Source organism: Rhizobium sp. R711, assembly GCF_002211365.1.
Classification (GTDB): Bacteria; Pseudomonadota; Alphaproteobacteria; order Rhizobiales; family Rhizobiaceae; genus Rhizobium.
Genome location: NZ_LOKZ01000001.1, coordinates 973,015 through 985,390, shown reverse-complemented (window position 1 = coordinate 985,390; position 12,376 = coordinate 973,015). Strand labels below are relative to the sequence as shown.

16 protein-coding genes, 1 tRNA gene and 1 riboswitch are annotated in these 12,376 nt (G+C 57.6%); of the genes, 11 read left to right on the top strand and 6 right to left on the bottom strand.

The genetic code is table 11. The annotated features are described in order from the left end of the window. Positions 1–31 precede the first annotated feature (31 nt). A complete protein-coding gene (locus ATY80_RS04780; RefSeq protein ID WP_088691272.1) occupies positions 32–217 on the bottom strand; it encodes a hypothetical protein in 186 nt (61 codons plus the stop codon). 336 nt (positions 218–553) lie between these two features. Between ATY80_RS04780 and ATY80_RS04775 the strand changes: the two genes are divergently transcribed. After that, the gene (locus ATY80_RS04775; RefSeq protein ID WP_088691271.1) at positions 554–1,579 is read left to right on the top strand and encodes a glycosyltransferase family 2 protein; all 1,026 of its coding nucleotides are present in this window, start codon (positions 554–556) and stop codon (positions 1,577–1,579) included. Positions 1,580–1,622: 43 nt separating this feature from the next. Here ATY80_RS04775 and ATY80_RS04770 read toward each other — a convergent pair whose 3' ends face one another. The 3 genes from ATY80_RS04770 to ATY80_RS04755 all read right to left on the bottom strand — a co-directional run bounded on the left by ATY80_RS04770 (position 1,623) and on the right by ATY80_RS04755 (position 3,341). Next, positions 1,623–1,829, bottom strand: a complete 207-nt coding sequence (locus tag ATY80_RS04770) for a CsbD family protein (protein ID WP_088691270.1) — start codon at positions 1,827–1,829, stop codon at positions 1,623–1,625. A gap of 119 nt (positions 1,830–1,948) precedes the next feature. Next, a complete protein-coding gene (locus tag ATY80_RS04765; protein WP_088691269.1) occupies positions 1,949–2,740 on the bottom strand; it encodes a putative nucleotide-diphospho-sugar transferase in 792 nt (263 codons plus the stop codon). Positions 2,741–2,972: 232 nt separating this feature from the next. Beyond that, positions 2,973–3,341: a hypothetical protein gene (locus tag ATY80_RS04755; RefSeq protein WP_141105535.1), complete on the bottom strand. Its 369-nt coding sequence runs from the start codon at positions 3,339–3,341 to the stop codon at positions 2,973–2,975. A gap of 213 nt (positions 3,342–3,554) precedes the next feature. Here ATY80_RS04755 and ATY80_RS04750 point away from each other — a divergent pair, with 213 nt between their 5' ends. Both ATY80_RS04750 and ATY80_RS04745 read left to right on the top strand, forming a co-directional pair. Next, the gene (locus ATY80_RS04750; protein ID WP_245306752.1) at positions 3,555–3,929 is read left to right on the top strand and encodes a hypothetical protein; all 375 of its coding nucleotides are present in this window, start codon (positions 3,555–3,557) and stop codon (positions 3,927–3,929) included. A gap of 35 nt (positions 3,930–3,964) precedes the next feature. Then, entirely contained in the window at positions 3,965–4,441 is a 477-nt protein-coding gene (locus ATY80_RS04745) for an HD domain-containing protein (protein WP_088691265.1), read from the top strand. 42 nt (positions 4,442–4,483) lie between these two features. On the opposite strand, the gene ATY80_RS04740 is transcribed toward ATY80_RS04745, so the two are convergent. Continuing rightward, positions 4,484–4,557 (bottom strand) — tRNA-Gly (locus ATY80_RS04740). Positions 4,558–4,817: 260 nt separating this feature from the next. Here ATY80_RS04740 and ATY80_RS29440 point away from each other — a divergent pair. From ATY80_RS29440 to ATY80_RS29410, 7 genes are read left to right on the top strand one after another with little or no spacing between them, the layout of a single operon-like run. After that, positions 4,818–4,970: a hypothetical protein gene (locus ATY80_RS29440; RefSeq protein ID WP_245306751.1), complete on the top strand. Its 153-nt coding sequence runs from the start codon at positions 4,818–4,820 to the stop codon at positions 4,968–4,970. 17 nt (positions 4,971–4,987) lie between these two features. After that, entirely contained in the window at positions 4,988–5,509 is a 522-nt protein-coding gene (locus tag ATY80_RS29435) for a hypothetical protein (protein ID WP_245306750.1), read from the top strand. Further along, positions 5,431–6,855: a hypothetical protein gene (locus tag ATY80_RS29430; RefSeq protein WP_245306749.1), complete on the top strand. Its 1,425-nt coding sequence runs from the start codon at positions 5,431–5,433 to the stop codon at positions 6,853–6,855. Before ATY80_RS29435 ends, ATY80_RS29430 begins: the two co-directional genes overlap by 79 nt. A 32-nt stretch (positions 6,856–6,887) precedes the next feature. Beyond that, the gene (locus tag ATY80_RS29425) at positions 6,888–7,532 is read left to right on the top strand and encodes a hypothetical protein (protein WP_245306748.1); all 645 of its coding nucleotides are present in this window, start codon (positions 6,888–6,890) and stop codon (positions 7,530–7,532) included. Further along, a complete protein-coding gene (locus ATY80_RS29420; protein WP_348626623.1) occupies positions 7,517–8,164 on the top strand; it encodes a glycosyltransferase in 648 nt (215 codons plus the stop codon). Before ATY80_RS29425 ends, ATY80_RS29420 begins: the two co-directional genes overlap by 16 nt. Next, complete coding sequence (locus ATY80_RS29415) at positions 8,083–9,231, top strand: glycosyltransferase (RefSeq protein ID WP_245306747.1); 1,149 nt, start codon at positions 8,083–8,085, stop codon at positions 9,229–9,231. Before ATY80_RS29420 ends, ATY80_RS29415 begins: the two co-directional genes overlap by 82 nt. 2 nt (positions 9,232–9,233) lie before the next feature. Continuing rightward, positions 9,234–9,671, top strand: a complete 438-nt coding sequence (locus ATY80_RS29410) for a hypothetical protein (RefSeq protein ID WP_245306746.1) — start codon at positions 9,234–9,236, stop codon at positions 9,669–9,671. 37 nt (positions 9,672–9,708) lie between these two features. On the opposite strand, the gene ATY80_RS04715 is transcribed toward ATY80_RS29410, so the two are convergent. After that, positions 9,709–10,803 carry a 2'-deoxycytidine 5'-triphosphate deaminase gene (locus ATY80_RS04715; RefSeq protein ID WP_189637083.1) on the bottom strand — a complete coding sequence of 365 codons (1,095 nt, stop codon included), beginning with the start codon at positions 10,801–10,803 and terminating at the stop codon, positions 9,709–9,711. 72 nt (positions 10,804–10,875) lie between these two features. Then, positions 10,876–10,954: riboswitch (SAM riboswitch) on the top strand. 45 nt (positions 10,955–10,999) lie between these two features. On the opposite strand from ATY80_RS04715, the gene ATY80_RS04710 reads away from it, so the two are divergent. Continuing rightward, positions 11,000–12,184, top strand: coding sequence for an O-succinylhomoserine sulfhydrylase (locus ATY80_RS04710; RefSeq protein ID WP_088691263.1), 1,185 nt, complete (start codon positions 11,000–11,002; stop codon positions 12,182–12,184). Positions 12,185–12,376: the final 192 nt, after the last annotated feature.

The window sequence follows — 12,376 nt, the reverse complement described above, 5'->3', positions numbered from 1 at the left end:
CTCGCGCCGGGACAAAACGAAAAAAGGAAACTCAGGCGAATCCCAGCGGAACCTGCTCTACCTTACGGCCGCGACCATAATCACGTTCGTAGGATGCACGATCGTCATTGCGCGCAGACGCAAGAGCTACCTCAGGCGCAAGGTAACCGTCGGCGTATGTGCCGGTATCGCCATTGTCCCGGATTTCGCGCTTTGCCGTGAAAATCTTCAAAAGCATTCTGCAACTCCTCCTGATCATGCCGACAACAACCAAGGGTCGTCTGCGTTCCCGTGATATCGGAGAATAGTTAAAAATTAACTATGTTTATTAGAAGATTGTCAACTATCGTAATTTCTCTTCGGCTTACTTCTTAGGGGGCATCCTCCCTTGGTGCTCAAGCCCTCAAGACAGGCTGGCAACGTGGGTCGTTGCATTTCCGTGGCAACGAAGTAAACCAGCGGGGATCTGGTGTCCCTGCACATCGGCCTGATCGATGAAGTTGCCGTGGTGCCGTACCGATGAATGTCAGGTCTGTGGTAATATTTCCGGTTCTAGGAGTCCTGTGTTCCTCTCATGAATTACCCATTTCCATCCGGCGCGCCGGACCTTACGCGCTCCTTTCTGGATCGCCTCCGGACGGCCTACGACACATTTCGGGTAACTCGTCGTGAACGGCGCAATCGGGCCGATGTGAGCATTTCGCCCGTCGGCGAGATCCGGCCCCTGGGGGCAACCGATGTGCCGCTTGTTTTTGTCACGCATAACGACATCGTTCTTCTCAATGCTTTCATTCACCATTATCGCCAACTGGGTGTGACGCGGTTCATCTGTGTCGACGACGTCTCGACCGACGGGACAAGAGAAGCGCTGTTGAACGAGCCGGACATTGACGTCTGGACTTCTCCGGTGAGGTATGGCCAAGCGAGGCGTGGCCGGAATTGGCGAGAACGCCTCTTCTCCGAGTACGGCTTCAACCGATGGTACCTGAACGTCGATTCTGACGAATTCCTTGTCTACGACGACTGCTTCGAAAGACCATTGCCTTCACTCATCCGCGCACTTGAAGCCGCAAACCTCCGCCGAATGGCGGCACCGATGTTGGATATGTATCCCAACCTGAGCGAAGTCGCCGGAGGGCAGTCTTTCGTCGACAGGCCATGGCAGTTCTCGCGCTATCTTGATGGCAACAGCTATGTGTCAATGCTCACGAAGCGCGGCATCAGCATCAAGGGCGGACCAAGAGGTCGGAAATTCTCCGAGGGCAATGAGCTTATCAAGTACCCCGTCATTTACTGGGACAGGAAATGCTTTTTCGGAAGCAGTCCGCATCAACCGCTGCCCTACGAGCGCAATTTCCCCTCTGTCTGGGGCGGCATTTTGCATTTCAAGTTCTTCACCAATTACAAGGCGAAGATTACCGAGGCGGCTGAGGGTAAACAGCACTATAACTCCTCCGAACACTACCAGAAGATGATGAATGTGCTTCACCGCGAAGGGGAGATAGATTTCAGCTACGATCAGTCAATTCGTTATGAAGGGCCGCAGCAACTGGTCGAGCGCGGCTTCATGACGAAGATCGACTTTCCGCAGGAACGCTAGTGGTGTGAGGCCCGGAGAAGCCGTCTCTCCGGGCTTACCCTGATCAATGCCAGGTTTGATGGCCGTACCAGTCATCGATATCGCGCCGTGCGCGATCGCGTGCGATGCCGTAGCGCTCCTGGATTTTGCCCTCCAACTGATCGCGCTTGCCGGCAATCTGATCAAGATCATCGTCCGTGAGTTTGCCCCACTGCTCCTTGATCTTGCCTTTCATCTGCTTCCAGTTTCCTTCGACGCGGTTCCAATCCATGAGGTCGTCTCCTTGTGTGTTGGACTGGAGGCTAAACGACCGAGGCATGGGAGTGTTCCGCAACGACGCATGCGCTTAGACAAAAGGAGCTAGCTTCAGCCATGTGCCAAGCGTCCGCGCTAAAGCTTCGGTCGTTCGTCGGTTTTTGCGTCCATCAAAGGCGCGAGGATCGTTTCGATCGTTGCGATGCGTTCCTTGCGCCGCTCGAGCATTTTGTTGCGGCCTCGCTTCTCGTTGGCCTTGGCCTGCCGACTTGCCTGCAGTTGCTCGATATAAACCGCCTCGGCCTTTGTGTTTAAGAGCCGGTCGAAGATCCAACAAAACGAAGAGGGAAGGTCGCCGACCTGATATTGCGGTGTCTCGCTTGCGCGATCTTCATCAAGAATTTCCTGCAGGACGACTTGATCCCATATGTCGGGATCCTGGTCGCACCGTTCTTTCCATACTTCCAGCAGGCGCAACGTCGCCGGCGTGTCATTCAGCAGGATGGTTGCGGAAATCAACCGGTCCGCTTCTCGATAGACCGCTAGATCGCAGTTGTAGCTCGTCAAAACCGGCCAAGGATCTCGGTGAAACACCGCGTCCACATCGACGTAGAGCAGCGGGCCGCGATGGTTTCTACGCGCATCGAGGAGAAAGGTGGGCTTCAGCGCCGCGTTGCGAACCCAACTGCCGGTGCTATCCACCGCGGTTGTGTGAACTGGCAACCCAAGGCGTTGAGCGGATGCGACCATCCGTGCAGCCTCATGCTCATAGAACGAACTTGACGTATAGAAGCCGACAATTTCCCCATGCGTGGCCTGAGATATGATGATCTGTGAATCGATCGGGAACGGCACGATATGATCACGATACTTGGATTTGGACGCACTGAACAAATCGATGAATCGATAAAGCAATTTCGGGCTCATTTTATGCGGGGATCCATTGAACTCGGAAGGATGGCTTGCAATGCTCGGCTACCCTGATCGCGCGATGCTCGCAAGGCAATTTTTGTTGAAGGAACCCGCAACTCATCCCGGAGCAATCGAACAGCACTTGCCACTTCTCCTGAGGAAGGGCTGGGCCTTTGCCTGCAGCCAGTCGGCCAAGTTCCTTCCAGGTCGGATCACGAGATATCACTTGTATTAACGGTGAGGGTCGCTACTCCTTCGCTCCCTGTTGTTGCCTATCCTCGCCCCATGGGCCTTCTTCGCGGCTTCTCGCCAATTGCACCCTAGTGGCAGGACCCAGGGACCTGTCGATCTCCTGCACTAGCAATCTTACTTCCTTGATGGGGCAGTGATATTCGTTCAATACCTCGACCGCGAGCGTACCCCCTGGTACGCGTGGCAGTCCCTCGCGGGCAAGTTCGGCAAGAGCAATGCGTGCCTCCTCAATCGCGTCCTCGGCCGAGGCGCAATCGTAGCGGAGATCTCCCGCCTCGACACATTCCTTATCAATCAGGCGCAAGAAGAATGTCGGCATAGCGGCAACTCCCCTGTTCCAACGGCTGACGAACATGTTGGTCAAGTCGATATCCTTTTGGGACTAAAGACTTGTTCAGCACTCCAAAGGGAACCGATTATCGAGGCGAGCGTTCCGTTCTAGGACTTCAGTCCGAGGGCGCGAGGACTTTGGTCCTAAGCGACGAAACGACAGGAACTCTCGGATGTTTCAACCGTTAATGGCGCGGAGGAGATCCGGTTCGTCGGCCTCCCCGATCAACAGGCGGAGGCAACGCAGTTGCGAAGCGGCCTAGTTCTATCCCTGTTTCTCATGTTTCCTGCCGCCGCATTCGCGCAGTCGCGGGACCTTGAGGCGACCTGTCAATCCGTCGCCAAGGGCTTCTTCATGATGGACAAGCTTGCGATCGGAACCGTTCAGTCCTTTCCGGAATTGAAGCCGCCGGGCGTGAGGATGACCTATTCCACGCGAGAAGGCACCGCGCCGACCGACATGACTGACACATTCGAATGCGAGTTCGACAAGACGGACAAGCCGCATCATCTCGTGAGGTTCTGCGTATCGAGCACGTGCTATTCACCGAACGAGGCAGACGGCGATCGGAAGCGCCGTTTTGAAGAGGCGCGAATTCTCCTAGAGCGGTCGGAAAAATAACGCTCCGGCCAATGGTAGCTCGGAGGAAGAAAGGTATGACCGCAGGTCAGCGACAATGGATCAATGAACACGACGATCAACCGGCCGTAGACCTGCTGAATGCGGCAAAGATCGCGTTCAAGGCACACGCGGATCAGACCGACAAAACCGGAGGACCGTATTTCCTGCATTGCAGACGCGTGGCTGATGCCGTCGAGGCTGGAGAAGAGCGCGTGGTCGCGTACCTACACGACGTTGTCGAAAAGGGACCCGGTTGGACGCTGGATCGATTACGGGAACAGGGCTTCAGTTCCACGATCGTCGATGCTGTCGATGCATTGACCAAACGACCCGACGAGAACGATGACGAATTCGTCATGCGGGCCTTGAGGAACCCGCTCGCCCGTCCGGTCAAGGTCGCCGATCTCAAGGACAATCTCGAGCAAGCCGAGAAGATTGGATCCGACCCAGGCAAGTATCAAAAAGGGCTGAAAATCGCCGCGCAGATGTATGGTCGTACCGCGCGAAGCTGAACGGTCGGCGCGCGTTGGCAGGAGTCTTTTGGCCAGATGGTTTGGAGCGGGTGAAGGGAATCGAACCCTCGTATTCAGCTTGGGAAGCTGCTGCTCTACCATTGAGCTACACCCGCGCACAGCCGAGACTTTCAACAGATGGCGGCGTCTGTCAAGCTGGCATACCTGGCTGACAAGAAGTTGCCTGAGAGGATTGCGGCCTCCGCCCACTCCTGCGACTTTACCGCAACGTTCAATCAATACCTCCTTTTAATAATAATATGTCATTTTACCGATAGTAACCCCGATGCTATAAGCGCAGACAGAAACAAAACAAAATAACTATGGAAACGCCCTTCAGTTCATTGAGATCGTGACAACGTCAGGATTGAAGAAAATGAAGGACGAAACTGCAGGACTTGATCATCGCGATCACAGGATACTTTTTGTATCCCGCATTCTAGGCTACTCATTCGCCTTTATGCTTATCTTCATCATCGCAATGGCGATGATTCCCAACCAGTTTTTATCGTTTCAACGCGTGCGGTGATCAACGCGCCGGTTCAGATGATCGCCTCACCAATCTACGGCAGGGTCGACAAGATCTCGCTACAGGTTGGCCAGGTCGTCAATCTCGGCGACGTCACGGCAACGGTTTCCAACCCCAATCAAGACCAAACATCGTTGACGGGCCTTCGGCTCGAACGGCTGGACTGGGCGGAGAAACTCAACAACACGACGAGCGTCATTGCCGAACGCAGCGCGCAGTTGGAGAAGGTCAAGGCCCAGATCGACAATGTGAAGGACGGCGTGCTCAGCGAATTGTCCAGTGATCGACAACGCGAAATCCACGGTCCAAACCTACGAGGCGCGGCTGAGAGAGCAGGACGCGCTATTGCAGCGGCAGATGGTACTCCTGAAAAAGGGACTGGTGTCGGAAGCGAGCATCGAACCTCAACGGCAGAAACGGAACGCGGGCGCAGTATGAACTCGAATCCGCAAGAGGCGAGTTGCGACGCAACGAGATCGTTCGCTCGCTGGTTAGCCGCGATATCTATACCGGTGGCACGGTTGCCGCCAATCTTCTGACGCTGGAGATGCAGCGATCGAAGCTTACTGGCGACATCGCTGAAGATACCATTGAACTCAATCAGATGTCGGAGCGCAAGCAACAGGTCGAGAACCTCGTTTCACGTGAAGAGGGGCGCCTGGGCAAGACTGGTGCCGCGGAAGTCATCGCGGAACACCACGGCCAAATCGTCAGTGTGGACGCGTCGTTCGGCGACTTTGTCATGCAGGGCCAACCGGTTGCCAAATCGCTTGATTGCAACGATGCCTTTGCGGCCGCGGTCTATCGGAGTCGAGACGTCGCGTCGCTTGAGATTGGCATGCCTGCAATGGTCAATTTTCGCAGTCTCGGGGTCAAGCGAAGCGGGCACATTCACAAGATTGTCCGATACTTCAACTCCGGTCCGGAAAACCGATACTTCGCGAAATTCCCCGAGGCCGAGGGCCACGAAGTCTACGTGCTGATCAAGATGGATGAGCCGGCGGCCGACGAGGGAGGCGCCTCGCAACGCAGCGACGACAAGTTCTTCGGATGTCACGTCGGCGAAGACGCAATCGTTTCGCTCGGGGAGACGATGATCTCGCGCGTCACACGATATTCGAAGCTTGCCGTGGCCACGCTCTTCTCATCGAGCAGTGGCTCTCCGCTTCGGCGCTGTTCGACGAAACCGTTCGCCCGCGTGCTGCGAACGCCACGACCTCTGCTCAGTAACACTCATGCCGATCTCAAATTCGTATTGCGAGGCACGATGAAGCGTGTGGAGTGGTGGATACCGTGCTGGCCGATCCTGGCGATTGCGCTTGTCGGCGCGGCCTTTTTTCCCTTTGCGCATCCCGCGCTAGCTGACGAGACCGCGCGCAAGCAGCTTGCCTGCTCACTCTGCGACGGCCTGGCCGCCCAAATGAACGGCGAGCCGGGGCAACCCTTCGTCCTTCGAAGCTTCGAGCCTGCCAATGGCGGATCGGCGTTGCACCCGGCACTCGAAAATACAGGCTTCACCTACGACAATGCGGTTGCCTTGATGGCCCTTTATGGCTGCCAGCGGAAAGCAGAGGCGCGTCGGATCGCCGACGCGCTTGTGCTCGCGCTCGAAACCGACCGCCACGATGGACGATTGCGAAACGCATACCGGTCGGGACCTGTGATTCCAGGTAAGGAAGGCATGCTGCTTCCGGGATATTGGAACGCCACCAGCAACTCCTGGATCGAGGATGGTTATCAGGTCGGCACGGCGACGGGCAGTACTGCTTGGGGTGCACTTGCGCTGCTGATGGCTTACGAGGAAACCGACCAGCCCGCGTATCTCGATGCCGCCCGCAAGATCATGGCTGGATTCATCGAAACACCGCTGATCCCCGAAATGTAGGCTACTTCGGCCACGAGCCGACGCCCGAGCGCATGACGTGGAAATCGACCGAGCATAATCTGGATATCTATGCAGCGGACAGTTGGCTTGCCCGCCTCGACAGCGGCGGGGATTGGCAACACCGTGGCGACAGTGCTCTGCGGTTTCTGAAGGCAATGTGGAATGAGGGCGAAGGGCGCTTCTTTATTGGTAGCGCACCGGACAGCAACGCACCGAATGTCGCCATGTCGGGCCTCGACGCGGAGCTTTGGCCGCTGATCGCGGTTCCAGACTTCAAGGCGAAGGCCGATCGCGTGATTGAATGGACTGAAGTTCACCATGGGGTGGATGGCGGCTTCGACTTCAATAGCGACCGCGACGGGATCTGGCTCGAAGGGACGGCGCAGGCCGCGCTCGTGCTCCGCCTTAGCGGCCAAGAGGCAAAGGCCGAACCCCTGCTCAAGACGATCCAGGGGCAGATTACACCTGGCAACCTGATTTACGCGACGGTCAACGAGCAACTTTCAACCGGACTCCAGGTGGGGCCGAACTCGTCGCCGGGCGACTTCAAGTATTATCGCCTCCCACATATCGGCGCTACGGGGTGGACAGTTCTTGCTGCGCTTGACCTCAACCCCTTTGTCGGCCGCGCAGGTCAAACATCGAGCGACAAGGAGCCCCCATGTCCCCGGAATTAGTCACCCTGTCCGACTCCATTCTGTTCGCCGTGCCTGCAATTTCCCTAATATTGGGATGCACTTGGCTTCTTGACAGCCGACGGGGCATCGACCGGATTATCTTCGGCGCGATCCTCATCGTCATGCTGGTGAACTACCCTTACTTTCGCCTCACAAAGACTCTGCCGGACTTCGAATGGAGCGCGTATGCCATTTGGCCTCGGATCTATTTGTCCTTCGAGCTCGTCGTGATCTTCTACACGGTCTTGTCGATCGTTTTCTTCTTCCGACGCACCGATCATCGCGGCGCGGCAGACGCCAGCGAGGCGCTTCTGGGAAGACTTGAACGACAGCCTGCCGTCGATGTCTTTATTTGCACATACAACGAAGAACTCTCCATTCTTGAACGAACAATTCTTGCCGCAAAGGCCATCGACTACAGCAACTTCACAGTCTGGGTACTTGACGATGGACGGCGTGATTGGCTGGAGGATTATTGTTTTGACGACGGCGTTCGCTATCTCAGACGAGAGGACAATGTTGGCGCGAAAGGTGGCAACATCAACAACGCGTGCGTCAATCAGCAAGGGAAACCAACGCACCCTTCATTCTCATTCTTGACGCGGATTTCGCGCCGCAGCGGGCGATCCTGAACCGAACGATCGGGCAGTTCGTCAACACTAATATCGGCCTCATCCAGACGCCGCAATTCTACTGCAATGCAGACCCGGTCCAGCATCATCTTCTGGCGTCGAGGGCTTGGGTCGACGACCAGCGCATCTTCTTCCATGTCATGCAACCTTCGAAAGACGGTTGGGGCACAGCGTTCTGCGTCGGGACTTCCTGTGTCGTTCGCCGCGACGCCCTGACGATGATCGGTGGCATGCCGCAAGAAACGGTCACCGAAGACATTCATCTGACATATCGCCTGCTGCAAAAGGGCTTAAAGACGCGCTGGCTGAACGAGCGCTTGAGCGTTGGCCTCTCGGCCGAAAGTCTCTCCGGCTACATCACCCAACGCTGCCGGTGGTGCCTCGGAACAATTCAGGTGGCGCTCCTTCGCGATGGTCCCTTCCTCGGCAAAGGATTCACGATCCTCCAACGGCTGCACTGTTTTCACGGGCTTCTTTTCTGGTTCTGCCGCCCCTTCATCCTGCTGCTCATGGCGGCACCGCTACTCTACTATTTCCTTGGCCTGCCAGCGATCCTCATGGAGCCCGAAGCATTCTTCCTCTATGCGCTGCCGATGGTTGCCGGAATGTGGGCGTTCCACGCATGGGTTTCGGGCTGGCGCAGCCTGCCCCTCTTTACCGAGGTGTCGCAGATGGTATCCGCGATTCCGATCACCATCGCACTCTTCCATGCCCTGCTCCACCCCTTCGGTCGAGCCTTCAAAGTGACCGCCAAGGGCGAGGACCGCGGCCGCGTCGAAGTCATCTATCCAATCGCCGGGACCTTTCTTGCTGTGATCGTCCTGACATTTATCGGGATGCTGAACGGGCCCCTGCTTGGAACTTACAATGACCTCGACGGCTTCAGCGTCGCTTGGGCATGGTCGTCATGGTCTACGCGTTCGTGTCGCTGCTCGTCTGTATCGAACTTCCGAGAGAAGCGCTCGACAAGATCCAGTTTCCACTCGACCGCCAGGGACATGTCGCGAGCAGCGGCAGATCGTCTGCTTGCACCGTCGATACCATATCCATCGGCAAGGCAACGTTGACGATGCACGATGAGGCTGCGTTCGGTCAGACGCGGTTGGGCGATATTCTTATCTTCACTCCTTTCCCCGATCTTGATGTTGCCGGCCAGGTCTCGGCGATGGATCGCATGTCCCTGTCTATCGTCGGCATCAGAGACCGGCGCGATGCCTGGAAAATCACCAAGACCGCCCAAGGCGTTCGCGAGAAGATGGTGCAGAGGATATTCAGTGAGATGCCGGAGGTTATGCCCCGGCGCGCCCACCCGCTTGCGGCCGGAAAAGGCCTTTGGAAGCGTGTGTTTGCGCGCCCATCTGTACTGATAGGCGACCTCGAACCCAATACCGTCACCGCACAGGCGCAGCATGGCTCACCGCGGCACCACAAGCCGCGCTTTTTCACCCGCCGAACGCCATTCCTTCAGATCGGCGACAGAAGCGTGGCTCCGCCTTTGGCCGAGTAGCCAGCATCGCGGTGGCGCCGAGGTCTAGGTTCGGGCGCTAGATGCGGAAATGCTTCGAGAGCTTCAGGCCCTGTGCCTGATAGTTTGAGCCGAGGCCGGTGCCGTAAAGACTTTCCGGGTGCTCCCGCATGTGCTCGTAAACGAGGCGGCCGACGATCTGGCCGTCTTCGAGGATGAAAGGTACCTCGTGGCTGCGGACTTCGAGCACCGCACGGCTGCCGCGGCCGCCAGCGGGCGCATGGCCGAAACCGGGATCGAAGAACCCCGCATAGTGCACACGGAATTCGCCGACCAGCGGATCGAAAGGGGTCATCTCGGCCGCGTAGTGCGGCGGCACATGAATGGCTTCGCGGGAAACCAGGATGTAAAACTCGTCCGGATCCAAAATCAGTTCGTTGCGGCCGCGGCTATAGAGCGGTTCCCAGAAGTCATAGATGTCGTGCTGCGCCTTCTTGTCGACATCGACGACGGCGGTATGGTGCTTGCCGCGGTAGCCGATCAGGCCGTCCTTGTCGCCGGCAAGATCGATCGACAGCGCAATGCCGCCGCCCGATACGTTCGGCTGCTTGCTGGCAACGAGCGTCTCGGCGTCATGCAGCGCCAGCAGTTCGGGCTCACCGAGCACGGAATGGCCGACCCGGAAGCGGATCTGCGACAGGCGCGAGCCGCGGCGCACGACGATCGGGAAGGTGCGTGGACTGATTTCGAGATAGAGGGGACCGGAATAGCCGGCCGGGATCTTGTCGAACTCCTGTGCATAGTCGGTGATGACGCGCGTGAAGATATCCAGACGCCCGGTTGAGCTTTTGGGATTGGCCGAGGCCGACATATCGGCCGGCAGGTCGAGGCGCTCCATCAAGGGAACAATATAGACGCAGCCGGTCTCCAGCACCGCACCTTCGGAGAGGTCGACGACGTGGAGGCTCAGGCGATCGAGCTTGTCGGAGACGAGATGCGAAGGGCCAGGCATGAAGCTCGCGCGAACGCGAAAAGCCTTGGCACCGAGCCGGAGGTCAAGGCTTGCCGGCTGGATCTGGTCGTGATCCAGATCGCGCTCCGAGCTGAGACGCCCGGCCTCGAAAAGCCCAGCAATCGCACGATCTGCCAAAATTCCTGTTACGCGAGCCATCATGCCCCATCCATATTTGTCGGAGACAAAACCAAACTCAAGGAATTGACGCAAGCATAGAACGGCAGTATTGCACCTTTATCCCGTGGTGATTTGGCCGGTCGGCTTGCAGCCACGTTAAACAAGTGGCTAAAAGGACCGGGTGCAAAACCGGTCTGCTTTCGCGGCCGGTTTTTTTGTTGTTTGAAAGTGGTGATTCATGAGCAAGACCTGGCGCCCGGCAACCCAACTCGTCCACGGCGGTTCGCTGCGTTCGCAATATGGCGAGACCTCCGAAGCAATCTACCTCACACAGGGATTCGTCTATGAAAGCGCGGAAGCGGCGGAAGCACGCTTCAAGGGCGAGTCGGACGGCTACATCTACGCCCGCTACGGCAGCCCGACCAACGACATGTTCGAGAAGCGCATGTGCGCCCTCGAAGGTGCCGAGGAAGCCCGTGCCACGGCCTCGGGCATGGCAGCCGTCACCGCTGCAATCCTCTGCCAATTGAAGGCCGGCGACCACATCGTTGCCGCCCGCGCCCTTTTCGGCTCGTGCCGCTGGGTCGTGGAAACGCTTGCGCCGAAATACGGCATCGAGTGCACGCTCGTTGATGGTCGCTATCTTGAGAACTGGGAAAGGGCGATCCGCCCGAGCACCAAGGTATTCTTCCTGGAAAGCCCGACGAACCCGACGCTTGAGGTGATCGATATCGCCGGTGTTGCGAAGCTCGCCAACCAGATCGGCGCCAAGGTCGTGGTCGACAACGTCTTCGCCACCCCGATCTTCCAGAAGCCGCTCGAACTCGGTGCCCATATCGTCGTCTATTCGGCAACCAAGCACATCGACGGCCAGGGCCGCAGCCTCGGCGGCGTCATCCTCTCCGACAGGGAATGGGTCAACGAGAACCTGCAGGATTATTACCGCCACACCGGCCCGGCCATGTCGCCATTCACGGCATGGACGCTGCTCAAGGGCCTCGAAACGCTGCCGCTGCGCGTCAAGCAGCAGACCGAAAATGCGTCGAAGATCGCCGACTTCCTGGCCGATCAACCGAAGGTCGCCAAGGTCATTTACCCCGGCCGCAAGGACCATCCGCAGGCCGACATCGTCGCCAAACAGATGAAGGGCGGCTCGACGCTCGTCGCCATCGAACTCAAGGGCGGCAAGGAAGCGGCCTTCGCGCTGCAGAATGCACTGCAGGTGATCAAGATCTCCAACAATCTCGGCGACGCCAAGAGCTTGATCACGCACCCGGCGACGACGACGCACAAGAACCTGAGCGACGAGGCGCGTGCCGAACTCGGTATCTCCGGCGGCACCGTTCGTCTCTCTGCGGGCATCGAAGACACCGACGACCTGATCGAGGATTTCGCCCAGGCACTCGCCAAAGTGAACGCCTGATCAGCCAAATATCGGCCGGATTGACGCAAATCCGGCCGGTAGTCCTCCGCTCTTTGCCGCAAGCAAGGCGGTCAAAAATCGGATCTAACACGCGAAACTTCTTGCCATTACAGGCATTTCGGACGTGATCGACTATCGGTTTATTGACGGAACGGCCGTCGTATAAGATACCGGTAACGTATGTTGACTATG

Coding starts and splice junctions, on each gene's coding strand:
- ATY80_RS04780 (WP_088691272.1), bottom strand. CDS start 217: ATGCTTTTGAAGATTTTCACGGCAAAGCGCGAAATCCGGGACAATGGC.
- ATY80_RS04775 (WP_088691271.1), top strand. CDS start 554: ATGAATTACCCATTTCCATCCGGCGCGCCGGACCTTACGCGCTCCTTT.
- ATY80_RS04770 (WP_088691270.1), bottom strand. CDS start 1,829: ATGGATTGGAACCGCGTCGAAGGAAACTGGAAGCAGATGAAAGGCAAG.
- ATY80_RS04765 (WP_088691269.1), bottom strand. CDS start 2,740: ATGAGCCCGAAATTGCTTTATCGATTCATCGATTTGTTCAGTGCGTCC.
- ATY80_RS04745 (WP_088691265.1), top strand. CDS start 3,965: ATGACCGCAGGTCAGCGACAATGGATCAATGAACACGACGATCAACCG.
- ATY80_RS29440 (WP_245306751.1), top strand. CDS start 4,818: ATGAAGGACGAAACTGCAGGACTTGATCATCGCGATCACAGGATACTT.
- ATY80_RS29435 (WP_245306750.1), top strand. CDS start 4,988: ATGATCGCCTCACCAATCTACGGCAGGGTCGACAAGATCTCGCTACAG.
- ATY80_RS29425 (WP_245306748.1), top strand. CDS start 6,888: ATGACGTGGAAATCGACCGAGCATAATCTGGATATCTATGCAGCGGAC.
- ATY80_RS29420 (WP_348626623.1), top strand. CDS start 7,517: ATGTCCCCGGAATTAGTCACCCTGTCCGACTCCATTCTGTTCGCCGTG.
- ATY80_RS29410 (WP_245306746.1), top strand. CDS start 9,234: ATGCACGATGAGGCTGCGTTCGGTCAGACGCGGTTGGGCGATATTCTT.
- ATY80_RS04715 (WP_189637083.1), bottom strand. CDS start 10,803: ATGATGGCTCGCGTAACAGGAATTTTGGCAGATCGTGCGATTGCTGGG.
- ATY80_RS04710 (WP_088691263.1), top strand. CDS start 11,000: ATGAGCAAGACCTGGCGCCCGGCAACCCAACTCGTCCACGGCGGTTCG.